The 26006-nt window shown below is 60.7% G+C and carries 20 protein-coding genes; 4 read left to right on the forward strand and 16 right to left on the reverse strand.

Annotation, left to right across the window (positions count from 1 at the left end):
- Position 1: 1 nt before the first annotated feature.
- The 4 genes from ASE26_RS24655 to ASE26_RS24670 all read right to left on the reverse strand — a co-directional run bounded on the left by ASE26_RS24655 (position 2) and on the right by ASE26_RS24670 (position 4863).
- Positions 2-1702, reverse strand: a complete 1701-nt coding sequence (locus ASE26_RS24655) for a methyl-accepting chemotaxis protein (RefSeq protein WP_057247104.1) — start codon at positions 1700-1702, stop codon at positions 2-4.
- A gap of 188 nt (positions 1703-1890) precedes the next feature.
- Complete coding sequence (locus ASE26_RS24660; protein WP_055929289.1) at positions 1891-3393, reverse strand: tripartite tricarboxylate transporter permease; 1503 nt, start codon at positions 3391-3393, stop codon at positions 1891-1893.
- A 9-nt stretch (positions 3394-3402) separates the two neighbouring features.
- Positions 3403-3864 (reverse strand): tripartite tricarboxylate transporter TctB family protein, encoded by a 462-nt coding sequence (locus tag ASE26_RS24665; RefSeq protein ID WP_055929286.1) that lies wholly within the window; start codon positions 3862-3864, stop codon positions 3403-3405.
- Positions 3865-3885: 21 nt separating this feature from the next.
- Complete coding sequence (locus tag ASE26_RS24670; RefSeq protein ID WP_055929283.1) at positions 3886-4863, reverse strand: tripartite tricarboxylate transporter substrate binding protein BugD; 978 nt, start codon at positions 4861-4863, stop codon at positions 3886-3888.
- 134 nt (positions 4864-4997) lie between these two features.
- Between ASE26_RS24670 and ASE26_RS24675 the strand changes: the two genes are divergently transcribed.
- Positions 4998-5741 (forward strand): ABC transporter substrate-binding protein, encoded by a 744-nt coding sequence (locus ASE26_RS24675; protein ID WP_057247105.1) that lies wholly within the window; start codon positions 4998-5000, stop codon positions 5739-5741.
- A gap of 25 nt (positions 5742-5766) precedes the next feature.
- Here the strand turns inward: ASE26_RS24675 and ASE26_RS30930 are convergent, their stop codons facing one another.
- The 11 genes from ASE26_RS30930 to ASE26_RS24730 all read right to left on the reverse strand — a co-directional run bounded on the left by ASE26_RS30930 (position 5767) and on the right by ASE26_RS24730 (position 22414).
- Positions 5767-5982 carry a hypothetical protein gene (locus tag ASE26_RS30930; RefSeq protein ID WP_156397965.1) on the reverse strand — a complete coding sequence of 72 codons (216 nt, stop codon included), beginning with the start codon at positions 5980-5982 and terminating at the stop codon, positions 5767-5769.
- An 870-nt stretch (positions 5983-6852) separates the two neighbouring features.
- On the reverse strand, positions 6853-7188 hold the full coding sequence (locus ASE26_RS24680; protein ID WP_057247106.1) for a hypothetical protein: 336 nt from the start codon (positions 7186-7188) through the stop codon (positions 6853-6855).
- Between the two features lie 2561 nt (positions 7189-9749).
- Positions 9750-11255, reverse strand: coding sequence for a type VI secretion system Vgr family protein (locus ASE26_RS24690; RefSeq protein ID WP_057247108.1), 1506 nt, complete (start codon positions 11253-11255; stop codon positions 9750-9752).
- 367 nt (positions 11256-11622) lie between these two features.
- Entirely contained in the window at positions 11623-13599 is a 1977-nt protein-coding gene (locus ASE26_RS24695; RefSeq protein WP_082591469.1) for a DUF2235 domain-containing protein, read from the reverse strand.
- Positions 13589-14098 (reverse strand): DUF3304 domain-containing protein, encoded by a 510-nt coding sequence (locus tag ASE26_RS30275; protein ID WP_082591470.1) that lies wholly within the window; start codon positions 14096-14098, stop codon positions 13589-13591. The genes ASE26_RS24695 and ASE26_RS30275 overlap by 11 nt, the downstream gene beginning before the upstream one ends.
- Before the next feature lie 53 nt (positions 14099-14151).
- Positions 14152-15033, reverse strand: coding sequence for a DUF4123 domain-containing protein (locus tag ASE26_RS24705; protein WP_057247111.1), 882 nt, complete (start codon positions 15031-15033; stop codon positions 14152-14154).
- Positions 15034-17907: a type VI secretion system Vgr family protein gene (locus ASE26_RS24710; RefSeq protein ID WP_057247165.1), complete on the reverse strand. Its 2874-nt coding sequence runs from the start codon at positions 17905-17907 to the stop codon at positions 15034-15036. It abuts the gene before it with no gap.
- Positions 17908-18001: 94 nt separating this feature from the next.
- A complete protein-coding gene (locus ASE26_RS24715) occupies positions 18002-19744 on the reverse strand; it encodes a chloride channel protein (RefSeq protein WP_055929274.1) in 1743 nt (580 codons plus the stop codon).
- On the reverse strand, positions 19744-20160 hold the full coding sequence (locus tag ASE26_RS24720; protein WP_057247112.1) for a MarR family winged helix-turn-helix transcriptional regulator: 417 nt from the start codon (positions 20158-20160) through the stop codon (positions 19744-19746). Before ASE26_RS24720 ends, ASE26_RS24715 begins: the two co-directional genes overlap by 1 nt.
- Positions 20161-20205: 45 nt before the next feature.
- Positions 20206-20832, reverse strand: coding sequence for a hypothetical protein (locus tag ASE26_RS24725; RefSeq protein ID WP_057247113.1), 627 nt, complete (start codon positions 20830-20832; stop codon positions 20206-20208).
- A 4-nt stretch (positions 20833-20836) separates the two neighbouring features.
- Positions 20837-22414: a mechanosensitive ion channel family protein gene (locus tag ASE26_RS24730; protein ID WP_229208208.1), complete on the reverse strand. Its 1578-nt coding sequence runs from the start codon at positions 22412-22414 to the stop codon at positions 20837-20839.
- Between the two features lie 80 nt (positions 22415-22494).
- On the opposite strand from ASE26_RS24730, the gene ASE26_RS24735 reads away from it, so the two are divergent.
- On the forward strand, positions 22495-23217 hold the full coding sequence (locus ASE26_RS24735) for an ABC transporter substrate-binding protein (protein WP_057247115.1): 723 nt from the start codon (positions 22495-22497) through the stop codon (positions 23215-23217).
- 13 nt (positions 23218-23230) lie between these two features.
- On the opposite strand, the gene ASE26_RS24740 is transcribed toward ASE26_RS24735, so the two are convergent.
- Positions 23231-24196 (reverse strand): hypothetical protein, encoded by a 966-nt coding sequence (locus tag ASE26_RS24740; RefSeq protein ID WP_057247116.1) that lies wholly within the window; start codon positions 24194-24196, stop codon positions 23231-23233.
- Positions 24197-24262: 66 nt separating this feature from the next.
- Between ASE26_RS24740 and ASE26_RS24745 the strand changes: the two genes are divergently transcribed.
- Positions 24263-25210, forward strand: coding sequence for a hypothetical protein (locus ASE26_RS24745; protein ID WP_055929258.1), 948 nt, complete (start codon positions 24263-24265; stop codon positions 25208-25210).
- A gap of 370 nt (positions 25211-25580) precedes the next feature.
- Complete coding sequence (locus tag ASE26_RS24750) at positions 25581-25982, forward strand: hypothetical protein (protein ID WP_055929255.1); 402 nt, start codon at positions 25581-25583, stop codon at positions 25980-25982.
- The last annotated feature ends 24 nt before the right edge of the window (positions 25983-26006 follow it).

Here is a 26006-nt window from a genome sequence, read left to right on the forward strand (position 1 = left end):
CTTACACCACGAAACCGGCGACCAGCTTGTTCAATTCCCCGGCGCGCGAATTCAGGCTGGAAGTGGACGAAGCAATGCTGTCGCAGCTGCCGGCCGATTGCTCGGCCGCTTCGGCGATATGGTTGATGGCGACGCTCACCTCGCGCGCCGACAGTAATTGCTCCCTGGCTTCATGCGAGATCTCGGCAATCGCTTCGCTGGTCTTGCCGACGCCCTTCACGATGCGGTCGAAGGCTTCGCTGGCCTGGTGCGAGATGGCGGTGCCGGTGTTGACCCGCTTCACCGACTCGCTGATCAGCTTGGAAATCTCCTTGGTCGCCTGCGAAGAGCGTTCAGCCAGCTTGCGCACCTCGTCTGCCACCACCGAGAAGCCCAGCCCATGTTCGCCTGCGCGCGCCGCTTCGATGGCCGCATTGAAGGCCAGCATATTGGTCTGATTGGCAATATCGCTGATCACTTTCACGATCTCGCCGATGTCTTCCGACGAGCGGTTGATCAGGTCCATCGCCTCGATCGAACGCGCCACTGCCTTGGCGCCCGCCTCGGCCTCGTCCTGGGTGGACTTGGCCAGCTCATTGGCATGGCCGGTACTGGTGGCAATCGCATCGATGGAACGGGTCAGGCCGTCCACCGTGGCATTCATTTCCTCCACCGTCGCGCCCAGCTCCTGCGAGCCGCCCGCCACCACGCCGGCGCGGTTGGCGATCTCCTCGGCGTCGTCGGCGAAGGCGGTGGCCGACATCACCACCTGCCCGATCACGCCGCGCAAGTCGCCCATCATCTTGCCGATGCCGGCGCCCAGCTGGTCGAGCGGCTCATCGCCGGCCAGCGGCACTTCGGCCGTCAGGTCGCCTTTTGCCGCGCGCGCCACCGCATCGAGCAAGCGTTCAATCTTGGCCGCATCGCTGGCTGCCTTGTCCTTGATGCCCTGCTCCATCATCACCTGCTCGGTAATGTCGCTGGCGAACTTGACGATTTTGAAAGGCGTGCCGTTCATGTCGAGGATCGGGTTGTAGGTGGCCTGGATCCAGATCGCCTTGCCGCCATTGCCGACGCGCTTGTAGCGGCCGCCGTCGAATTCGCCGCGGTTCAGTTTTTGCCAGAAGCGTTTGTAATCGACGCTGGACGCGTATTCGGTCTCGCAGAACATGCGGTGGTGCTCGCCCTTGATGTCGTCCAGCGAGTAGCCCATCGCATCGAGGAAGTTGCTGTTCGCGGTCAGCACGTGGCCACCCATGTCGAACTCGATCACCGCCTGCGCCTTGTCCATCGCGCTGACCTTGCCCTCGTATTCCGCGTTGCGCAGCTTGCTGGCCGTGATGTCGGTGGCGAACTTGATTACTTTATAAGGCTTGCCATCGGCATCGAACACCGGGTTATAGGATGCATTGATCCAGATCTCGCGCCCGCCTTTGCCGACACGCTTGTACTCGCCTTGTTCGTAATGGCCGCCGCGCAGGCGTTGCCAGAACTGTTTATAGGGTTCGCTGGCGGCAAAGGCACTGTCGCAGAACATCGAATGGTGGCGGCCTTGCACCTCATCCAGCGTATAGCCGACCGCACTCAGGAAGTTGTCGTTGGCGTGCAGGATGGTGCCATCGAGCTGGAATTCGATGACGGCCTGGACGCGATTGAGCGCGGCGTTGATGGCCTGCAGTTCGACTTCTTGCAGCTGGCTTTGCTGGAGGGCTGGGCTGTTCATTTTGGGTGAGCTCCTGAAGGGAAGGTGTTGCCACTGAGAATCTTCAGTATAGACAGCACCCTCGCCAGGAATCTCACCCTTTGTCACCCACCCCTGCCTGCGCTTTAAGCAGTTGAATAAAGGCCGCTGCTGCGTTGTCGGGCCACAACGAAACAACGCCCGGCGAACCGGGCGTTGTTATCTTTCTCTCACTCTTCGTGGAAAGCTTCTTCCCGCTTCTTGCGCAAGGCGGGCGACAGCACCACCGCCAGCGCCAGGCCTGCCAGCGCCAGCAGGGTGGCGCTGATAGGCCGGTTGAGGAAAACCATCGGATCGCCGTGCGACAGCGTCATGGCGCGCCGCAGGTACTCCTCCAGCATCGGACCGATGATGAAGCCGAGCAGCATCGGCGCCGGCTCGGCATCGAGCTTGGCGCAGATATAGCCGAACACCCCGAACAGCGCCATCAGCCAGACATCGAACTGGGAGTTATTCAGGCTGAACACGCCGATCGCGCAGAACAGCAGGATGGCCGGGAACAGGCGATGGTAAGGCACCGTGATCATCTTCACCCACAGGCCGATCATCGGCAGGTTCAGCACCACCAGGAACAGGTTGCCGAACCACATCGACACGATCAGGCCCCAGAACAGCTCCGGTTTCTCGGTCATCACCGCCGGCCCCGGCGTAATGCCCTGGATGATCATGGCGCCGATCATCAGGGCCATCACCGGATTGGACGGGATGCCCAGCGTCAGCATCGGGATGAAGGAAGTCTGGGCGCCGGCGTTGTTGGCCGATTCCGGCGCCGCCACCCCTTCGATGGCGCCCTTGCCGAACTCCTTGGCATTGGGCGACACCTTCTTCTCGATCGAGTAGGAGGCGAAGGACGCCAGCATGGCGCCGCCGCCCGGCAGGATGCCGAGCGCCGAGCCGAGCAAGGTGCCGCGCAAGACCGGCGCCAGGATGCGCTTGAAGTCTTCCTTTGTCAGCATCAAGCCCGACACTTTCTTCATCAGGATATGGCGGTCCTCATCATGCTCGAGGTTGCGCACGATCTCGCCGATGCCGAACATGCCCATGGCCACGATCACGAAGGAAATGCCTTCCGCCAGTTCCGGCACATCGTAGGTATAGCGCTGCTGGCCCGAATTGACGTCGGTGCCGATCATGCCCAGCAGCAGGCCCAGGATCACCATGCCGATCGCGTTCAGCAGCGAACCGCTGGCCAGCACCACCGCCGCCACCAGGCCCAGCACCATCAGCGAGAAGTAGTCGGCCGGGCCGAACTTCAGCGCCAGGTCGGCCAATGGCGGTGCGAAACATGCCACCACCACGGTGGCCACCGTACCGGCAAAGAAGGAGCCCAAAGCCGCCGTCGCCAGCGCCTTGCCGGCATGCCCATTGCGCGCCATCTGGTAGCCGTCGATGGCTGTCACCACCGAGGATGATTCGCCCGGCAGGTTGACCAGGATGGCGGTGGTGGAGCCGCCATACTGGGCGCCGTAATAAATGCCGGCCAACATGATCAGCGCCGCCACCGGCGGCAGGCCGAAGGTCGCCGGCAGCAGCATGGCGATGGTGGCGATCGGGCCCAGGCCCGGCAGCACACCGACCGCAGTGCCGATGAAGACGCCCATCAGGCAGTACAGCAGGTTGGTCAGGGTGAAGGCTGTTTCAAAACCCAGACCCAGGTTGCTTAAAATTTCCATGCCTGCTCCCTAGAAACCGAGCCAGGGGCCGAGCGCAGGTATCGGCAATCCCAACAATTTAATGAACAGCACATAGGCGAAGCCGGCCAGGCCGATGGCCAGCAGTGCCACTTCTTTCCAGCGGAACTTCGGGCTGGCATACGCGCTGACCAGCACCAGCACGGCGGCGGCCGGCACCAGGCCGGCGCCGCGCATCAGGATGCCGAACAGCACCACGGCCACGCTGACCAGGGCCAGCGGCTTGAGGTGCAGCTTCTCCATCGGCTCACCGTGGCGGAAGAAGGAGCGCAGCACGCCTGCTGCGCCGATCACGGCCAGCAGGATGCCCAGCACGACCGGAAAGAACGCCGGTCCCATGCGGACGGAGGTGCCCATGGCCAGGTCGCCGCGCGTGAACACGGCGCCCAGCCCGATGGCGATAAAGATCACCCCGATCCAGAAATCCTTCGGGTGGCGGATTGCGGAAGACATCAGATTCTCCTTGCTCGGCGCTTAATCAGCGTAAACACCGGCTTTGCTGATGATCGGGCCCCAACGGTCGATATCGGCCTTCAGGTGCGCCCGCAGGGCTTCCGGCGTGGCGCGCTTGGTGTCGACCGGCTCGGTACCCAGGTCGGCGAAGCGCTGCTTGACCGCCGGGTCTTTCAGCGCCACCTGCAGCGCGCCGACCAGGGAATCGATCACTGGCTTCGGCGTGCCTTTCGGTGCATACATGCCATGCCACACCGCCACTTCAAAGCCTGGCAGGCCGGCTTCATTCAGGGTCGGCACGTCCGGCATCGACGGCACGCGGGTCTTGGTGGTGACGCCGTAGACCTTGATCTTGCCGCCCTTGATCTGGCTGGTGGTGTTGGTGGTCTGGTCGCACATGAAGTCCACCTGGCCGCCCAGCAGGTCGTTCATGGCCGGGCCGGTGCCTTTATATGGCACGGTGGTCAGGTCGGTCTGGATGGCGGACATGAACAGCATGCCGCACAGGTGGGATGCCGAACCCAGGCCGGCATTGGCGTAAGTGACCTTGGCCTTGTTGGTTTTCACGTAGGCCAGGAACTCCTTGAAGTCCTTGGCCGGGAAGTCCTTGCGCGCCACCACGGTCATCGGCACGTCGGTCACCAGGCCGATCGGCTCGAAGCTGTCGATGGCGTTGTAGCTCAGCTTGCGGTACAGCGACGGCGCGGTGGAATGGCCGATGTGGTGCAGGAAGATGGTGTAGCCGTCCGGCGCCGACTTGGCGGCGCGCGCAGCGCCGATCGTGCCGCCGGCGCCGCCGACGTTTTCCACGATGATCTGCTGTTTCAGCTTGGTGCCCATGGATTGCGCCAGCAGGCGCGCCACGGTGTCGGTCGGCCCGCCAGCGGCAAACGGCACGATCATGGTGATCGGCTTGGTCGGGTAGCTTTGTGCCTGCGCGAGGCCGGCGCCGAACAGGGGCAGGCATGCCAGTGCGGTGATGAGGGCGCGTCGTTTCATGTGGTTCTCCAGTTGCTGATTAATTGTTGGATTTGCGCTACTAGTAATGTTGTACCAGCAATTATTCGAGGACACAAGTAAGGCCCTTTACTTTGATTGACTTCACCCGCCAAGGCGCACATGATTGGCTGACTATGACTCCCAAGCTGCACCTTGCCGCAACAGTCCTGGCGCTCCCCCTGGCAGCGCCAGCGGCCTCGCTCCAGCTGTTTACCGAGTACACGCCGCCCGACATCATGCGCGAAGGTGAAAGGATTGTCGGCATCTCGCCCGACAAGGTGAAAGAAATCATGGCGCGCGCCGGCATCGGCTACACCATCGAGATCATGGCCTGGCGCCGCGCCTACGAACTGGCGCTGCGCACGCCCGATTCCTGTGTGTTTTCCACCTCCCGTACGCCGGAGCGGGAAACCTTGTTCAAATGGGTCGGTCCGCTGCGCGAGGTGGACTGGACGCTGTACGGCCTGGCCAAGCCGCCGTTCCAGCTGGCCACGCTGGATGACGCGAGGCACCTGCGCATCGGCGGCTACAACGGCGACGTGCGTGCCCAGTACCTGGTGGCGCGCGGCTTCACGGTGGATACGGCGCCGGATAATTTCTCCAACCCGCGCAAGCTGCTCGGGGGGCGCATCGACCTGTGGGTGACCAGCCACCAGCTGGCGAACGGCGTGTTGGCACAGGAAGGGCTGCTTGGCAAAATCGTGCCCCTGCTCACCTTCCACACCTCGCGCGCTTACCTGGCCTGCAACAAGGCGGTGCCGGACGCGCAGATCGCCGCGATGTCGGCGGCTATGGCGGAGATTGTGAAAGACGGTACCTCGACCGCGATTGACCGCAAGTATGCGAACTGGCGGCCATCCCAATCAACTGGTCGCTGACCAGGGCAGCGTTGGGCAAGGATTTTCAAGGCTTTGGGACACGCGGAGATGGAAACGCCTCTCGAAATTCAATGCCTTTGATGAAGGCCTTGACGGCTTCCGTGGCATCGCGCCTTGCCTTGCGTTTCAATTTTGGCGTCATGGTGGAGCCACAAAAATAGTTTTCCATGCCGATGAAGCAAAAACCGAGCGACCGCATCCCTTCTTCGGGCGTGCCTCGATAGCCATCCGCCAGCAACATATTGACGTTGGAATCACCAACGCGAACCGACTCCTCCCAAGCTTCTGGAGGCGGCCTTTCGATTCCGGTTAGCGAACCTGGGGGGTAAGCAAGACAAATGAATATCCAGAATTGCCCCCTTCGGCAGCGACAGTTTGCACATGTTTTCCGTGCATTGATCGAGGGCCGCTGGAAGCTTGACGATACATGGAGGGCTTTGGTCGACCAGGTTGGGTAAGGTCACCATTGCCCCCGTAAAGGCAAAAGCCCAGATCTCTCAGGCGTTCTTCCGGTTCGCCTTCGGTGTCATCGACCAGCGACAGAAGTCCCACGGAATTGCGCGCACGAAGTGATTGCACCTTGACGTACTCTGGCGGATTATCAAATCCGGTCGGAGACCGCTTGGGAAAACAGTCAAAATTCAGTTCAATCGAATGAAGACTGCTACCTTCCGCAGCGGGCATAGAACAGCTCATCGTCAAAGTGGTTTGGAACCGTGACTACCTGCATGACCGGAGGTACTAAAGGCGCCGCCACAGTGCAACCGCACAGCAAAAACGATAACCAAAAAGACAATCCTTTCAATCTTCAGGTCCTCTTATAGTCATAATTTTCAGGGAAGGATAACGACTGATTTCCGCCGCTGTTGGGGAATCGCATTTCCGACAGTACGGCAAGTGCGCAGGCATAGGCCACACAGCGCGCATCAAATCCGTTAAGCGCCATCGCATATAGATCATTCACGCAAGACCGCAAGTTAACCTCGGCCGATGCGCGCCAGAAACTTGGGCTTCCGCTGACCTGGGCTACGCCTCCGCGCCCGTCATGCTTGCGACAGTGCATCAACGTCACAGTTAATGCATTGGAGAGCGCAGCGTTAGCCTGGAAACGTCACAATGTCCCATCCCGCAACTCGATGCTTTCGATGAACGCCTTGATATCGGCAGTTGCGTCTGCCTTCTCGCCGTCGATCAAACGCAACACATTCGCACCGCCGCAAAAATTGGCTTCTTTCCCGTAAAGGCAAAAGTCCAGTTGTCGCATTCGTTCTTCCGGTTCGCCTTCAATATCGTCAATTAGTAACATGTCCCCATAGGCGTTGCGCGCGCGCAGGGGCACCAACTTGGCATAATCCGCGGCATTGTCAAATCCGGTCGGCGAAAGTTTTGGCACACAGGTGAAAGTCAATTCGAGCGATTTCAGTGTGCTGCCCTTTGTCAGTGGCATGGAACAGCCTTTAACGGAACAAACAGCCTTCGTCCGAGGCAGCTTAACGACGCATGCCGGTTCCTTACGAAAACGGTTTGGCACCGACACTTCTTGAATAGCAGATGATTCCAAGCTCGGCTCTGCACTAGCGCATCCACACAGCAATAACATTAACAATACATACACGCTGTTCATTCTTTAAGCCCTCCTGAATTCATAGCCTTCTGGGAAGGCGAAACTTCCCCCGCCTGCACCGTTCGGGAACTTCATTTCCGACAATACGGCAAGGGAGCAAGCGTAGGCAACGCAGCGCGCATCGAAGCCGTTCAAACTGGACGCATACAGATCGTCGATGCGCCTCGGTAGGTTGACTGCTGCCGAAGCCTTCCAGAAGCTGGGGCTACGATAATAGACCCTGGTCGCTCCTCCAGCGATAATTACCCTTCTCTCCAGCTCGTGGTCAACATCTGCGTACATGGCCATTTGCAGCTTCGCCCAGTAAAAGCCAGCAGTATCCGATGGCGCGTAGGCCGAATCCGTCGACCCGGCCATTGAAACTCCGCGCACTTCCTCACGCCAGCCAAGAATTTGCGAGGTCAACTGCGGGAAATTTGCGTCGGCTAGAGTCACATTGCTTCGCAGTGCTACCTGAAGATCCGCCTGGACTTTTAGCGCAGCCCTCAGTGCCACGTCCAACGCCGCCGGCACGCGCCTGCCGCGGAAGCTCCAATAATCGAGGTAGTTACTTGAGTGGGTCAACTGCAAAAAGCCGCGCCCATACCAAGGGGCATACCAATACTCTGAACCACCACCCTCTGACAATCGGCTCAACCATTGGCTTTCCTGGATCACATTACCGTAGAACGATGCCAGTCGCATTGGAGAATTGATGCCATATTTGCGTGCCGTCCGGTTCAATCCTACGCGCTGGGTAACGGCAATCGAAGTGGCGCCAGTCAGGTTAGGCTGCACCTGCTCCCACAACATCGAGCTTGGACCAACTCGCCGCATTGCGTGGCAGGGCACCATCTGTTTGAACTCGCGTGCACTAAGCCATTGGCATTTACGGAAATGAAAGATGAATTGTTGTGGGTGAAAATGCCAGTGCGCCGCAACCAGTGGTCCTGGCAATTCGGCGACAGGCACCGTCAGGGCAGAAATATGGCTGCGCAGGTTGTTCCAGCATTCGTCATCCAGACCGTATTCGGGGTCCGACTGTAGCCAGCCCCAACGAGCATCAATGCTATCTCGATTCCATTCACTGGGAAACTTGCACACACATTTGGCCAGAGCGTCGCGCACTACCTGGATATTCATGCGTGCGATAAGCTCTTCTCGCGTCAACTGGCCATCAGCGCTGCTGGCGTCTTCAATGAGCGACCGGAGCAAGGCAGATTCAGCACGGCTATCATCGTCGGTGTCGTCATCAATCAGACGCCATCCCTTCCAGTCAGGGAAGTCTGCGTCGCTGAATTTTCTAATTCCTGCTGCAGCAAGATTAATCCAGCCCGCTTGCTGAATACCCTGTACCCGGCGCCAATGCGGGCAATTCGAAGGCGCCAGGGTTTCAGGGGAACCATTCAACAAACGTCCGAAACGGAAAATTTCATAAACGGCACTTGGTGCAGGGCGCACAGTCTCATGCGCCTTCGCATACACTTCGTTGACGGCAAGCGCGCGATCATACAAATCATAATCAGCGTTACGGTCCAGCATCGGAACGCCCACGATAGTTCCATCGGGTTGATATGTAGTCAGCCAAGCACTGCCGCGCTGGTCGGCTGCGCCATCGCCACTGGCATAGCGGATGCCAATGATCAGATCCGTCGCCGTCGTTTCGATTGCGGCCGTTGCCGGAGCAATGATATTGCTTTCAGGCTCCTCACCACCGTATAGGGCCGCGCCGGCCGGAACATGGAAATATACCTCGCCATACACGGCATCCCCGCGCCCATCGGCAGTCAGCGGCAGCGTGCCGGTTCGGCGTCCGACCAGTTTATTGAGATTGGCGTCATCGCAAACGATCTCCATATGAATATGGTCTGCGGCGTTATAGATGCGCCCTGCCAGACCGATTTCATCCTTGCGGAAAATGCGTCGCTGCGCGGTAGTGGCGCCACCGCCAGCAACCGTAAGTGCGTTGCCGCGCAATTCGGACAGGTGAGCAAACACGGAATAGAACTCGATATCCTCGGCATTCGCGCCGGCACCGATCTCGGTGCGGTGGCGCACGATCAGCATGCCGTCATCGGTCCATGACGGTGTATCGCCATAGGGGTTGTAATTCAACGCGTGGGTCGGCTCGGCAACCGGCCTGGTCGGGCGGCGGGCATAAACAATCTCACCATCGGCAATGGCGCACACCGGCAAGGCGGCACTCGCCTGGGCTGGCGCGTGCAGGTGCACCCCGCCGTGCCAGCCCAGGTTCAGGCTGACCGGGAAGCTACCTTCTGGAACACTACTGGCAGGGCAGTTGACTGTCGCCGGTGGCATCGCGGCAGCCACGTAACTGGCATCATCGGCATTGTCGGGGCGCGTCGGCAAAAACGGGGGACTAATAATCACTTGAACTAAACAATTTAAGACGAGAAAGCGTACTTTTTCTTGATCTTCATCTCCGAGCGCGGCAAGGAGGCCATCGGGTAATTGCTGCGGGCGGGCCCGATAAAGGATTTTTTCCCGGCGTTGACCGTGATCTTGCCGGGACACTGGATGGTGATGTTGCCGCCGTCAATGGTGATATTCGCGCCGCCCACAGTGGACAGGCTGATTTTCTTGGCCGAGGCAAAGTCGATGTGGGCGTTGGAACTCTTCACGTCGACCATGCCGAGTGCCTGCACAGCCAAGGCGCCGGCCTGGGCCTGGACGTCGACCGGATCGCGGGCGGCAATAAGCTGCACGCCGATATCCTGCTCGCCAGGGCCGACCGCGCCGCCCAGCACGCCGAGCGCCTGCACAGTGTGCACGCGCAGCTGGCCGCCGGTGGCGAACTGGCTATCCTGGCCGCTGGCGACAACCGCCACCTCGCCTGCCGCGATTTGCAAGTCCCTGGCCGCCGTCATCGCCAGGCCGTCCTTGGCCGAAATCGCGACCAGCGGATCACTGACATGCGGCAACTGGCCGGCGCCCGGCGCTGTCTTGCGCTTGCCGGCGTCGTTGTGCGCGGCATCGAGATGGCGCTCGCCGACCATGCCGGAAACGGACGTCAGCAGCGCCTGCAACGGCGCCTCCTTCGCATCCAGCGCGCTGGCTTTGGCCTTGCGGGCGCCCAGGTGGGCGGCCATGCCGACCGTCTGGTGCTTGACGGCCGCATCGCTGAAGGTCTGCGCCAGCTTGACCGCCTGTTTGACCAGCGCGATGCCGGCCGCATTGTCGCCGGCCGGATCGCGCTGCCCGGCGCCATGCTGGATGCGGTAGCTGGTGACCAGCAAACCGGCGCCGGCGCGTACCGCGCCGTAGGCATCGCTGCGCAATTCCGCGCCCTGGCCGCGCAAGCTGCCGCGGAAATTGTCGGCACTGTGCACCAGGTGCCCCAGGTTCAGTTCAGTCGCCGCCATGGTGGTGCGCATCTGGACCCGGCCCTGGTTGTCGGTATCGTCGAACAGGAGCTGGTTATAGCCTTCGCCGCCGAATTCCTTGCTGCGCACGCCCCACTGGGCCGCAGCATTGCGGTGGCCGGGACTGCCGCCTGCCGCACCGTGCCATGCCGGGCTATGGCCGCCCGCCAGGTTGCCCTGCCCCGAAACGGCGTGGTCATGCGCCTGCCCGAAGGCATCCGCCCCCTGTTCGCGCGCTTCGCCGCCCGGCGTGTGCGGCACGCCGCCTTCACCCTGGCCGTTGTACAGGGCGCTGATCACCAGCGGACGATCGATATCGTTTTCCAGGAACTGCACCAGCACTTCCTGGCCGATGCGCGGCAGGAACTGGCTACCCATGCCACCGCCGGCCGAGCGTTGTGCGACGCGCACCCAGCACGTGGCGTCGGCGGAGTGCTGCCAGTGGAAGCGGATCCGCACGCGGCCAAGCCGGTCGCAATAAATCTCGTTGCCACCCTGCGGCAGGTCCTGGCCGTTTTCGCCGACCACAATCGCGCTCTGCGAGCCCAGGGCGGTTGGCTTGGCATGCTGCCGGCCTTCGCTGCCGTGGTGCGCTGGGCGCCATGGGACGTCCGCTGCCAGCGCTGCGAAGTTGTTTGAGCTGGCGTTTTCGATGGCTTAAATTCCAGGTAGAACAGCAGATTCGGATATTGTTTCAGGCGGAACGGAATTTTCTTTTCTGTGGTCGGAATCGGCCCCTTTTCTTCATTGAAGAAGCCGAAGCTCGAACAGAATCCAGGCTTGGAAGGAATTTCCGCCGGTAGCCTCGTTTCATAGGTCGACCGCCAGCGACGTAGTTCTTTACTGGCGCCCCCGGGGGAATCTGGCGTCAGTAACACATCGATGTGGCCAAGCCTCATGATCTGGTGCGGGCGAACTCCGCCGCATCCAATTTCCATTGTTTCTTTTCGTGGCGTTTCGCTTTCACGATTTTCATCGCTTTGTCGTTCGCTTCGCTTGCAGCATTTCGAACGATCTCGTCTTCGTCGTCGCCAAAATAAACCCTGCGGAACTTCGCCAGTCCAGTACCATTGGCCAGAAATTCATTCATCCCGTCGAAGGCCAGGCCCGCCATGGAGTCATGGACCCAATGATCAATGAACTCGACGACCTCGCGCGGCTGAGGTACATCGCTCAAAGTCCGTAAAACGCTCAATATATCGCGCTCCGGCGCATCCTCATCGACGAGGTAGGCGTAATCGTTGTCCTCCAGCCATTTGTGCCACTTTTCAACACTTTTCTGGATGCCATATGCCAGTATGTCGTTGGTAACGTCCTCGCGAGAATCGACAATCGCGGCACCCCGCTCCAACAGCTTTTGCGGCATCAACACTGGGATTTGTGAATCTTCTTGTTTCGGGTTGAAAATACTTCTGAAAGGTTGCGGGAACGGATGGTCACCCCAGCTCTTTTCTTTTTGGAGTTTCTCCATCCGTTCGGCGGATAGCCCTATGATCGCCATAAAGTGCTGCTGGGAATCACGCAGGCATTCCCGCTCAGCGGTGGCTTTTTTATAGAACTTGCGCGAGTAGTAATGACTTGAGTTCGGATATAAGCCGGGCGAAAAGCGTGCCTGATAGCGGTACGTAAAGTAATGTGCCATATGCTGCCGAAGCATCTCCTCGACAGGCGCTGGCCGGACTTTGGCGTGTGCCATGTACGAATTGAATGCATCGACAGCAGCTTGCGATGGCAACAGCGCATTCCGGACGTCGACGTCAAGCTCTTTGACGTTATTCAGGGGAACGCCTGCGGCCAACGCTGCACAATACATCTCGAAGCCGGCAATTCGGGCCAGTTGGTCAGTTTTCCCCTGCGCACCAGGCGAATACCCGCCGCCAACATCGGAATGTGCCCCTGGGTACACGTACTCAGTTGTGTTGGGAGGATAGCTGCCATTGATCCTGACGGAATCCATGGGGAACGTCGAACGTACTTCGTGTGCGGCGACGATGTGCAAGCAATTCTGGACACTGGCGTGTACCTGCATATTGTCGTCAGCCCAGGATTGATGGCCATCCGCAGCCAACAGCCCTCCTGCGTAAGCATTAGCGATCCCAACCGAAGCAACGGTATCGAAGATACCCAGGAAATTCACGTGTAGTGGGACGCCAGCCAGATAGTGCTGGCCATTCCGTTCCTCGCAAATATCAAACAGCCAATTGACAAAGGCGCGCGCTTCCGCTGCGCCCCGGGAAAAGCCGAAGACTGAAAGATTGATTTGCTCGGGGAACGAGTAGCCGCTCCTTCGGCCTTCTATTTTGGTCTTGAGCCGCGAGGTCCAGACATTGAAGGCACTGTTGCGCAAAATTGCCATCGACCCGAGGCCGCCAAGATTATTTGAAATATTGTTTTGCTGGTCGCGTGGCAAAAGAAGATCATCCGAAACGTATCGGCTGATGAAGTTCAATACCTCGAACATGCTCCAGACTATCCGTTTCTCGCCATTCCAGGACATGGATTTGCCCATTTTCCCGCCTGTGTCGCTGATATCTTTGAACGGCGTCCCGACGCCAGGTACATAGCCGGCGTAATATTTGTCCGCCCCCTCCTTGGTGGCCCTGAACGTGTGGAAAAGCCGTACCACATTACTGTGTTTCTGTTGTGACGGATCATTTTGTGCGGCCACGAAGTCGATTTCGCGATTGTTTCCCGTGCCGTCAAAAAACATGCCGATAAATACTTGCCCGGAGCACCGCTTCACTTCTTCTTTGGACTTAACGGCGGTCAGCGCTTTCACACGCTGCATGGTCTCCATGGCGCTCAGTGGGCGAAACCTGGACCTGGTACTAAACAGTTCCGGATTTTTTGCGGGCTGGATGTTAACAGTCATGACTTTCCCTTGCTTTTTTTTCCCACTCCAAATACTCCTCTTTCGTTCCTTTGGTCTTCCATGGCAGAAGAGAATTTTCGTCCATTGGGTAAAATGGGTGGCCTGGCTGGCAATTGGAAACAACAACCTTCACCTGGTCCTGGTCATAAAAATGCACATGGATATCGCCCACTCTTCGTCCGTATTGAGGGACGTCGAGTTCAACCTGCTTTGACGGCGGTTGCGGATCTCCCTGGTTCTTGCGGCTGTACTGCCACCAGATCTTGACCCGCATGCCAGGACGCCATTCAGCAGGCAGGCTGATGCAACACATGGACTTGCCTCCTCCACTTTCCGGATCGACGTTGGGCCCCGGTGCTCCATTTACAGCGAACATGTAGATGGACTTGTCTTTCGTATGATTAAACCCCACCACGGCTGCGCCAACTGTTCGCTCCTCGCAGGAGGCCAGCAAAAATAAGAATGCAACGCTCAGGATTGCAAAAAATGTTCTTTTCATCTTGGACCTTCAATCAATTTCAATCGCACATCGATCCGGCGCCAAGCATCGGATCACAGAAAGCTCTCGCTTACCAGACTTGTCCCGAGATCGCCGGGTGGCCACTGTTTCCTGGCGAGGTATGCGGTCAAGCTTTCATTCTGGTTTGTCTTACCCTCTGTCAGGAAAGCTGCAACCGACAGCGAAACCACATCCGCCCAGTTAGTCACTTCGTGCTTGCGCGCCAATGCGCAACTATCCGAAACCATCGCATAGGCTCGCGAGCCCGGCAAATCTTGCGGAAGTATGTCCGACATCGAGTCAACGATCAGTGCCAGGATGTTGTCCGGCTCGGCTGCCGACAGCAAAGCGGCCAATTGCTCGTGCAGGAGATGAATGCTCGACGCTTTAGCTGCGTCAGGGGCTGGCAACGGAAGGGGAGTCAGCCTGCCGGAACGATTGACGACAGCCCATTGCGTCACTGGTGCGGCGAAAGCAGCCCACTGGCTTGGCTCCAATATCCTCGGTAGTTCCGCAAGGATTCTGGTGTCTGCCAATCGCAACAGCATCTTCTGATGATCGATTGCAGTGATCCAATGTAATGGCTCCCACGATTGGCACAAGGTGTTCAAATCAAAGCGGCTCGCGAGAAAGCTGACCATCGGGCGGTCGTGGCAGTGGCGCAAGAGTCGAGTCAGGAAAGCTTGGTCGTAGACCGGATCGAGTGGCACTAGTATTGGCGCGGCCTTGCGCAGGCCTTCGTACGCCGGGCCGCCATAGCAATTGATCCCTCGGCTCCAATACGGCGAAGCGTCGGGAGCGGGATAGTCAAATGCGGCATCAATCAATGCAGCCCAATGGTCGTCGGGCTGGGCTTCAGCCAGTGCTAGCAAGTCCGTCCGCACTGCAGGAATGTTCGTCCGATCTTGGCCGAAAAATTCTGGCTTTGTTTTCATTTACACCACCGCAACTGGCGCGCCAGATTTAAGAGCTTTGATCAGGCAGTCGATACAAACAGGCTCGCTCGAAGGGAACTTGGGAAGCGCGTAGTCCGTGCGCTCCGGGCCGATGAACGACTTCTTACCTGCCTTGATGTCGATCTTGCCAGGGCACTGCACCGTAATGTTGCCGCCATCGATCGTGATATTTGCGCCACCAACAGTGGACAGGCTGATCTTCTTCGCCGAAGCCCAATCGATATGTGCGTTGGAGCTCTTCACGTTGATCACGTCGCGCGCTTGCACAAGCATCGCGCCGGCCTGTGCCTGTATGTCGATCGGATCGCGCGCGGCGATAACCTGAACGCCGATGTCCTGCTCGCCCGCCTTGACTGCGCCACCCAGCATGCCAATCGCTTGCTGAGTGTGGATGCGCATCTGGCCACCGGTGGTAAGTTGCGTGTCGGCGCCGCTCATGACGGTTGCTGTCTCGCCTGCGGCCATTTGCAGGTCGCGTGCAGCGCTCATTGACAGGCCGTCCTTGGCGGAGAAGGCGATGACCGGATCGGCGCTGTGCGGCAATTTTCCTGCACCAGTACCGGTTTTGCGCTCGCCTGTATCGGCTTGGGCGGCGTCGAGGCCAGCGTCACCCACCATGCCGGAGACGGCAGTGAGCAGCGATTTCAGCGGCGCTTCTTTTTCATCGAGCGCGCTGGCATTGGCTTTGTGCGCTCCCATGTGGGAGGCCAGGCCCACGGTGCCATTTTTCACTGCGACATCGCTGAAGGATTCGCTAAGCTTGACGGCTTGCTTCAGCATCGCGATGCCTGCAGTGTTGTCGCCAGCCGGTTCGCGCTGCGAGGCACCGTGTGTGATCTTGTAGCTGGTGACCAGCAGGCCGGCGCCGGCGCGTACTGCACCGTAGGCATCGGTGCGCAGTTCTGCTCCCTGGCCGCGCAGGCTGCCGCGGTAGTTGTCAGTGTTGTGGAGCAGGTGGCCCAGGTTCAGTTCCGTCGCAGCTTGGGTGGTGCGCAGTTGCACGCGGCCCTGGCTGTCGGTGTCGTCGAACACAAGCTGGTTGTAGCCGCTGCCGCCAAATTCCTTGCTGCGCACGCCCCACTGCGCGGAGGCATTGCGGTGGGCTCCGCTGCCGCTGCCGGCGCCGTGCCATACGGGGGCATGGCCGCCGACCAGGTTACCCTGCGCCGAAGTGGCGTGGTCGTGCGCCTGGCCGAAGTGATCGGACGCTTGCTGCGCGGTGGCGCCGCCCGGCGTTGGTGCGATGCCGCTTTCGCCCTGGCCGTTGTACAGGGCGCCGACGATGATCGGCCGGTCGATGTCGTTCTCGATGAACTGCACCAGCACCTCCTGGCCAATGCGCGGCAGGAACTGGCTGCCCATGCCGCCACCGGCCAGGCGCTGCGCCACGCGCACCCAGCACGTAGCATCGGCCTGGTCCTGCCAATGGAAGCGGATGCGCACCCGGCCCAGGCTGTCGCAGTAGATTTCGTCCGCGCCGTTTGGGCGGTCATTGCCATCGGCGCCTACCACGATGGCGCTTTGCGAGCCCAGCGCCGTCGGCTTGGCATGCTGGCGCCCTTCGCCGCCGGCGTGCAGGGGCCGCCATGGCAAGGCCGCGTCCAGCGCCGTGAAGCCGTTGGCATATCCACTGCTTGCGGCCTGCTCCAGCGTGGCGCTGAAGTCCTCCGGCAGGCCGGCCAGCGGCGCGCCCAGGTCTTCCAGCAATTCCGGCACAGGGCCGAACAATTCGGCCAGCCCCTGCCTGAGCGCCACCGGCAGGTTGTTGACGCCGACGCTGACCACGCGCAGCACGACAAAGTTCTCGCTGCCGGCTGCGGCATCGAACGGACCTTGCGTCAGGGTGAAACGGGTGCCGGCGCGCAGTGTACGCACGGTGGAGCGCGCCTGCCATAGCTGGCTGTGCGCTTCCAGCGCCTGCATATGCAGCGTGGCATAGCGCTCGGCCTCGCCGCCATCGGCGTAAAAATACTGGCCGGGATAGTCGAAACTCTCGGGCAAATGCGCATGCTTGCCGAAGTTGTCCAGGCGGGTCGGCACTGTCTTGCCGACCGCCTTCTTGGCTTTGTAATCGTAGCTGGTCACGGCGACTGCGCCGCTGATCAAGCTGCGCCCGGTGCGCAGCGACTGGATGCTGTCCTGCTGCTCCCCGGCCCGTGCGGCGTGGTAGCGCAAGCCGCCAGCGGCGGCGCTGCTGGCATCTTCCGGCGCGGCTTCTTTGATCGTGCTGTCGGCGAACAGCACCATGGTCTGCTCTTCTTCGCCGTCTTCGAAGCGCCAGCCGATGCCCTCCTCGGTCAGCAGGCGGCGCACGAAGTCGTAATCGGACTCGCGGTATTGGCAGCAGTAGCTGCGCGGCGGAACCGACTGCATGGCGCTGCGCGCGTCGTCGCTCCACTGCCATTTGGCGTGCGGGGAATATTCCGCGAAGACGGCATCGATGATGTCGGCCACGCTTTTATCCTGCCAAACCCGGCTGCTGCGGCGCTGGGTCGCCAGCCAGAGCCACGGGGTAAGGCGCAGCCGATAGCGCGCCAGGCCACCCTCGCTGCCCAGCATGGCGGCGCCGCTGATGTAGCCATGGAAGTTGGTCCGGCTGCCATCAGGCAGGCTGGCCTGCAGCGAAGCGCGCTGGCCAAGCAGCGTTTGCAGCGCGATGCCGGCACTGGTGGAGAGCACGATCAGCTCGCGCGCAGCAACCTCCTGCAAGGCGTCATCGGCCAGGAAGGCTTCCACCAGCAGGCCGCCGGAGCCATACTCGCCCTCCGATTCCAGCTTGAGTTCGTACAAACGGCTGGCACTGGAAAACTGTGCCACGCCAGCATAAAGCTGGGTAAGGAGTTCGGTCCGCATCGGGTTTTTGCGCAGCAATAATTATCAAAACGAAAACGATAACAGCATTGCAGAAATTTGCTCGCACTGTTGAGCTAGCGGAGCCCCGGGGCCATCAGGGGCGCAGCGTAAAGCGCCGGAAGCGGTGGCGCCGGTGCTCCTCGTTGTCCAGTGAAAGCGAGGATTTGATCATGTCGCTGCGGCTGATCACGCCCACCAGCTGGCGGCTGGCGGCATCGGCCACCACCGGCAAGCGTTCCAGGCCGTGCACCGCCAGCCGCACTGCCACCGTGCGGCAAGTCTCGCCGCGCAATGCCACGATCGGGGCGTTCACGCCATACAGTTCGCGCACGTGCACCGCGTGGCTGGCCTGCTCCAGCGTCGCACGATCCAGCATGCCCAGCACCTTGCCCTTGCTGGTGACCGGGTAGGCTCGGTGGCGCTGCGACGTCCCGAAATGGGAGGCCAGCACGTCGACCACCCGCGCATCGGCCTCGATCGACACCGCAGTGGCCGTCATCACCTCCTCCACGCTATGCCGCTCCAGCGGATCGATGCCGTATTCGCGATAAATATGGTGGCCGCGGCGGGCGATCTTTTCGGTCAGGATCGAGCGGTGCATGGTGATGACGGTAAAGCCATACGCCACTACCGAAGCAGCCAATACCGGCAGCAGCGCGTTGGCGTCATGCGTCAGTTCATAGGCAAACACGGTGGCCATGATCGGTGCGCGCATCATGCCGCCCAGCGTGGCTGCCATGAAAACCAGCGGCCAGACCGCAGGCGAGCCGCCCGGCAGGTACGGCGCCAGCACGCTGCCCAGGCCCGCGCCCAGCATCAGCAAAGGCGCCAGCACGCCGCCCGAGGTGCCCGAACCAAGCGCGATCAGCCACATGACTGCCTTGGCCACCAGCAGAGTCGCCACCACGCCGGCGGCCAGATGGTTTTGCAGCAGGTCGCCGATCACGTCGTAGCCGACACCCAGTGCGCGCGGCTGGAAATAGCCGCCGATGCCGATGGCGAGGGCGCCCAGCGCCGGCCACCACATCCAGTGAATGGGCAGCTTATGGAAGCCGTCTTCCACGCGATACAGGGCGGTCGACAGCAGCCACGCCATGGCGCCGCACAGCACGCCGGCCACAGCGCAGGACAGCAAAGCCACCGGCGGCAGCACCGGGCTTTGCTGCGGGAACAGCGGGCCGGCTTCCATCAGCAGCGGCCGCAGGAAGCCGGCCACGGCGCAGGCAATGGCGACCGGCAGCAGGCTGCGCGGGCGCAGTTCGAACAGCAGCAGTTCAACCGCCAGCAGCAGCGCTGCAATCGGGGTGCCGAAGACGGCCGTCATGCCGGCCACCGCGCCCGCCACCAGCAGGGTCTTGCGCTCGGCATCGCTCAAATGGAAATGCTGGGCGAACAAGGAACCGACCGCGCCACCCGTCATGATGATCGGGCCCTCTGCGCCAAACGGCCCGCCGCTGCCGATCGCGATCGCCGATGCCAGCGGCTTGAGCAGCGCCACCTTGGGCGACATCGCACTGCGCTTGAACAGGATGGCCTCGATCGCCTCCGGGATCCCGTGGCCGCGGATCTGCTCCGAGCCATAGCGCGCGATCAGCCCGATCGCCAGCGCGCCGATGACCGGCACCGCAATGACCCAGGGACCCAGCGCATGGGCCGCCGGCGATTGCGGCGCGGTCGACAGGGTCTGGAAGAAGAACAGGTTGGTGAACAGCGAAATCGCTTTCAGCAGCAGCCAGGCAGTGCCTGTGCTGAGCATGCCGATAAAGGCAGCCATGGCGCCGATCTGCAACAGGCGCGCGTCGCCGCTGAAGTCGCGGCGCGGGTCGTACGGTTTCATCATTTTTGCGGCAGGTTGGGAACAGTGAATACGCCGTGCAGCGATTGCAGTTCGGCGCGGTGGATGGCCGCCAGGCGCAGCAGCACCTCTTCGCCGGCAGGCAACAGGTGGACTTCGACCCGGCGCCGGTCTTGCACATGGGGGCGGCGCTGCACCAGCCCCGCCGCCTCGCAGCGGCCCAGCAAGGCGACCACGCCGTGCTGCTGCGCCTGCAGCCGTTCGGCCAGCTCGCCGACCGTGGCCCAGTCGCGCCCGGGAAAGCCCTTGATATGCAGCAGCAGCAGGTACTGCAGCGGCGTGATGCCCTCGGCCTGGGCGGCGTTTTCGGAGAAGCGCTCGAAGCGCCGCATCTGGTAGCGGAATTCGGACAGGGCCATGAAGTCGGCCTTGGCCAGCGAATCTGGTGGAGACGGCATTGTTATATCACAACATGATGTAATTGGCCGTTCATCATACCACCATCAGTAAGCGGACCACTTTTCCGCGATTTGTTTCAGGTCGCCATGCTCGTCAAGCCGGCTTAGCGCCAGCGCGATCCTGCCCTCGGTCTCTTGGTCGAGATGCCGTCCCAGCACCATGTAAAAGACCTGCGTGTCGAAGACCGCGGGCAGCAGCCGCACCTGGCGTCCATGCCCGCCCTTCCTGATTTCCGCATCCAGGCCGGGAATGCGGTAATAGAAGAAGCGCCCCCTGCCCGCCAGCAGCTTGTCGATGTTCTGTGCGCTGGTATTGGCCGTACTGTCTAGCTTCAGGTTGCCGGCTGTTTTAAGCGCCGCAATCGCCCCGCTTCCTGCGTTAACGAGGACCACGCCATCCGCCTCAAGCTTGCGTCCGGCAATCAGTGCTTCGATGCGCTTGAGCGGCATCCATTGCCGGTCGCCGACAAACTTGAGCCCAGGATCCAGCCTTTCGATTGCCCGGAATATATCGATGCAGCTGCCGGCGACCGCAGTCCCCTGCAACACGAACTTGGGTTCGGAATCGACTGGCGCCGTAACGCGAATCGCCACCGGCGGCCCGGCCCAAACCATAGCGGCGCTCAAGATCCACAGGACCGCGAAGATGAGGGCACGAAAGCGCATGGCCATTGCCCTATTTCATGGGCGCTACGATATGCGGTTGCCGAGGCTCCTGCGTGAAGTGCGGCGACATGATCTGGACCCCTTCGCGATGGAAGACGTCGACCACCTTCTGGTGCAGCAGGCTGATCAGCCCGGCACGGCTGCTGGGCGAGCTCAACACCGAACATGCGACCAGCTTATATTCGATGTAAAAATCGGACAGTGCGCTCTGGATCACATACGGCCGCGGTTCGGCAGCAATGCCTTCGGTTGTCGCAGCCGCCTCCTCCAGCATTGCGTAGACCTGGCGCCAGGGCGTGTCGTAGCCGATCGTCACGGTGGTATCGAGTACGTAGGCGCCCGGCACGGCGCGCGAGTAATTCTTGATCGTATTCGACAGCACCCAGGCGTTGGGCATTGCCACGTCCACCCCCAAGCCAGTGCGCACACGGGTATCGAAGATCCCCGACTCCAGCACGGTGCCCTGCACCTCGCCGATGCTGACATAGTCGCCCTTGCGCAGCGCTCGCGTGTACATCAGGATCAGGCCGGCAGCGCCCTGGCCGACGATGCTGGACGCGCCGATCGACAGCATCAGCCCCGCCAGCACCGTCACGCCCTGGAATGCCGCCGTGTGCGAGCCGGGCAGGTAGGGGTAGGCCATGGCCAGCGCAAACAGCCAGATCACCACGGTTCCCAGCCGGCGCGTGGGCACGGCCGTATCGCGATCAAGCCAGCCGAAATGCAGCTCGCCGCTTTCGATGCGCTTGAACACGGAAGCCAGCGTAGCGCTGGCAAGGCGGGCCAGGATTGCAATCACGGCCACCAGCAGCAGGCCGGGAATGGCGCCGGCAACATTGCTGCCGATATCTGCCGCGGTATCGAGCAGGAACTGCTGCAGGCGCTCGCCCCAGTTGCGTGCAAAAGGAATCCGCGCCAGGACGAAGGCCAGCCAGACATATGCCGCCAGCAATCCAAGGAACCAGACCGCAACGTCCATGGCCAGCCGCATGAAATGGACCAGGTGCTCGGCGTCCAGTATGCGCACGTTGCGCACCCGGACCTGCGCCAGGCGCCGGCCCAGGATCGCCTCCAGCCGGCGCCGGGCCTGGCGGCGCAGTGCAGCGAGCAGCCAAAGGAAAAAGGCCAGCGCAGCGCTGGCCAGGGCGCACAGGGCAAGTGCTTGAGCAATGTAGGCAGGGCTGCGTTGCTCGCGGCGTTCCAACAGTGCTTTGCCCAGTTGCGCCGCGCTTTCATGGGCCAGAAGATCGGTGGTATCGCCTGCCAGGGCATTGACGTCGCCGGGCGACACCAGGAACAGCAGTGAACCATCGAGCAGGACTTGCGTGCCTTCGGCAATCGAGCGAATGCTGGCCTGCTGCGGCCCGCCTTGCGCGAGCGCGCGTTCCAGGCGCTTATCCGCAGCCTCGGCACGGTCTTGTGGGGAATAGCCGCTCAGCATTGCGCGGAACACGAATACGGTCCGGTTACCGACAGCGAGCCGCGCAGCCGCTGCCTGCGTTTTGGCCGGTGGCGCCGCCATTTGCTGGGCGTGGCCCAGCGGGCTAAGCGCGAGCAGGAAAAGACAGAAAAACGTGCGTAGCAGCATGGATTCCTTCATGTCAATTTGCGTGTCATCATTGCACACAATGCTGTACAACTCAATCTGTACCCTCGCGACTGCTCCGTATGAAATCGTTGCGCCTGCTCACACTCGCCAGCTTGCTGCTGTCTGCACCATACGGATGGTGCGGCGAGCTGGTCGTGCTGGTCGACCGTGCCGCCGATATGCCCATGTCGCGCATTGAAAATGGCCGCCTGGTGGACGGCGTGCACAAAATGCTGGGAGAGGCGCTGGCGCGCGGCAGCGGGCGCGAGCTGCGGTTCCTGCTGCTGCCGCGCAAGCGCATTGCCAGGGCGCTGCAGCAAGGCGAGGCCGACATCCTGTGCGGCTATACGCCGCAATGGATCGAAGGGGATTATCTATGGACGGAGCCGGTGTTCACGGCGGAGGAAGTGCTGGTCACCGCTGCCAGCCAGCCGCAACCGCACTCCATTGCTGAGCTGAGCGGACAGGCCATCGGCACCATCCTCGGCTACCAGCACCCGGAAATCGAAAAAATCCTGGGTGCAGGCTTTGTGCGGGACGATTCGCCCAATATGGAAACCAACCTCGAGAAACTCGCGCGCGGCAGAGTGCACCACATCTTGATTGCGCGCGGCGTGCTCGAGTACCGGCAGCGCCTGCGCACCATACCGCTGCAGTTGCATCCGCCCCTGCCCGCGGCAAGTTTCACCACCCGCTGCGCGGTCTCACGCAAGGGGCACCTCAGCCTGGAAGAAGCGAACCGCGCCATCGCGGCCGCCATCAGGGACGGCACGCTCGCGCGGATCCTGGCCCAGTTCCGTTAGGCGCCGCTGCGGCTCACGAGCCGACGTTCTTCAGCTCTTCCGGCATCAGGTAGGTGTAGCTTTTCGGATCGAACATCACTTTCCAGGTTTTCGCCTCGGTCTGGGCGCCGCCCTGCATGCCAGGCTTGCGCGTGATGTACAGCGGGGTGAAGGTCGAATCGGTCACCGGGTCGGTACGATAAGACCATGCCAGCTGGGTGCAACGCGGCGGCACGAATTCTTCGGCATCGCCCTCTTCCTCGGCGACGGTTTCCGCCGCGCCATCTCCCTCGGCTGGCGCAGCCTTCTTCTCACCCTGTGCCTTTTCCCACTCGGCGTAGCGGCGCTCGGTTTCCTTGCAATCGCCTGCCCCGATGACCTGGAAAGCCGCATTGAACTCGGTCAGCACGGCGATCTGTTCGTTGCGCGGTGCCAGGACGACGTTCTGCGTGGTGGTGAACTCTTCGCCCTCGCCGGTTTCGGTGGAGATGGTCTTGACCACCCAGCCCCACACATGGGCGCTCAAGGCTTCAAAATGCACCCGTTCCGGAGTAACCGGATCGACGCCGCTGGGACGGCGCGGGTCGCTGTATTCGTAGAGCTGTCCGTCACGGTAGCGCAGCTGGAAAACGCCGTAGAACGAGTCCGACCCGCTGTTCGATTCGACGGCATTACCGCTGGCGACCAGATAGAGCTCGTCGCCTTCCTTGCCCTCGACTTTCTTCTGCTGTACCACTGTGACGAGATAGGTCCTGTGGCTTTCCTCATCGACATAGAGCCAGCCACGCTGGGTCTCCGAGTACTTGCCATAGTTGCGCGTCATGACGCCTTCGATGGCTTCGGCGGCGTCGATGGTGTGGGTTTCCGGCGGCGGTTCGCGCAGCGCCATGACGGCGATGAACACCGAAAACAGGAGGCCGACTGCGGCAAAGATGTAGACGGCAATGCGGCCCAGTTTCCGGGCGCGCTTTGGCTGTTCTGTGGTGGTTGCTTCTTCCATGTTGTATAGTGGCAATATTAATAGGCGCGTAATTATACAAAAGTTAAGGAAGGCTTTATTTCAGCCGTGCGCACCCGAGTTGAACTTGCTGCCTGCTACATCGGCCTTGCCACCGTGCTGGCGGTCGCAAGCATTTTCGGCCCCGCCACGCGGCCCGCCCCGCTTCCGCCCAAGCCGACCATCGAAACGATTGCCGAACGAGATGGCTACGCCACAGCGATTTCCGCCGCCGACGACGGTTCGGTCTACTTGATTTTCAATGGCGAAGGCAAGGTATTTCGCCTCAACGGAACGAGTCCCGAACTCGAAGTCGTAGCATCGCTTCTCGTTCCAGACTTCGTAGGTATAGACAGGCTGGGTAATGTCTACGCAAGCAATGGCGCGGATGGCGACGGCTGCATTCTGGACCATGTGGTGGGTTTGCTCACACAGGCGGAAGCAATCGAAAAAATTCGCATCCACTCTTCTATCACGGGTCTCGCAGTGGACGGCGATGGAAGCATCTACCTCACCGCAGGGCTAGTTGGCGAAATATGGAAAGTAGACGCCAGCGGACAACGGACTTTATTGCGTAACTCGGAGCACTCCTATGACGGCAACCAGATCCCCACTATCGATGGAATAGCTGTAAACAAAAGAGGCCAGGTACTGGTCGTCGACAACGACGGCGCGGTCTTCCTGCTCGAAGATGGGCAACTCAAGCATCTTGCGGGAAAACCCCGCGAGTGCGGCATGGTTGATGGAAGCGGCGAAAACGCGCGCTTCTGTGGACCGACGGCAGCCACTGCCGACCATAACGGCGATTTCCTGGTGGTGGACCAGGACTGCGCCGTCCGCAAAGTGACAGCTTCCGGCGAAGTCACAACGCTCATCGGAACACCGGAGGGTCCCCTGCCCGGCCTGGTACGGCTTCCAACGGAGCAGTGCTCAACATGGATTCGCTCCATCGCAGTGGATCGGAACGGGGATATCCTGCTTGCCGCACGCTCAGCCCTACGTATTCGAATTCATTGACGTTGATCAGGAACTTTGCTCCCGATGGCGCTGTCCGATCTCCTGTGTACACCCAGTCCTTTTCTGGGCGCCGTGCTTAAAGCTGCTCAATCCTGCTCGAAGTTTCATATGGCTGCTAATTGTGCCTTATTTGCTGCACATTTCTGCTCGTTCACTGCACTTTTTGCCTCGATTTTGCTTAATTCCGCTCGTATTGGCCCAGCAAGATTCACGCCATGGCCTGAGCAACGTTAAGCAAAAATGAGCAGTTTCGTGAAAAAACGAGCATCAAATGAGCGCAATCGAGGCGGCAATAAGCAACTTTTAGCCACTTCGTGACGAATCGAGCAGGTTTAAGCGTAGTGTTGCCAAGGAGCCGAAAACGAGAGAGTTGATCGACATACCGGTACCGTTTCAAACCTTCAACGATCTTAGCGAATTCCTCGACGGCCGGCGCGTGACCGAGGAACTTGCCGACGTCGCTGGCCGCGCTATCTCCGACTGGATTGCAAAGCAAAATACTGCACTGACCAACGATGGTGATGTGCTGAAAGGAGGCTATCAATGGAAATCACTTTTCCTGCCGTCCGGCACGAGGATCCGCATCGCGATACGGCGCAAGATTTTTCACGCCACTGTTGATGGCGATCACATTCATCACAACGGCGCAGAAGTATCGCCTGCACAATTAGTGAACCAGTTAGCGGGTTGTACGCGCAACGCCTGGAAGCACGTCTGGCTGCTCCTGCCAGGTGAAACGCGCTGGCAGTTGGCAGAAACAATGCGTACGTGATCGTAAAAAAAGCCCCTTGATTCT

The sequence above is a fragment of the Duganella sp. Root198D2 genome, assembly GCF_001428585.1.
GTDB lineage: Bacteria > Pseudomonadota > Gammaproteobacteria > Burkholderiales > Burkholderiaceae_D > Rugamonas.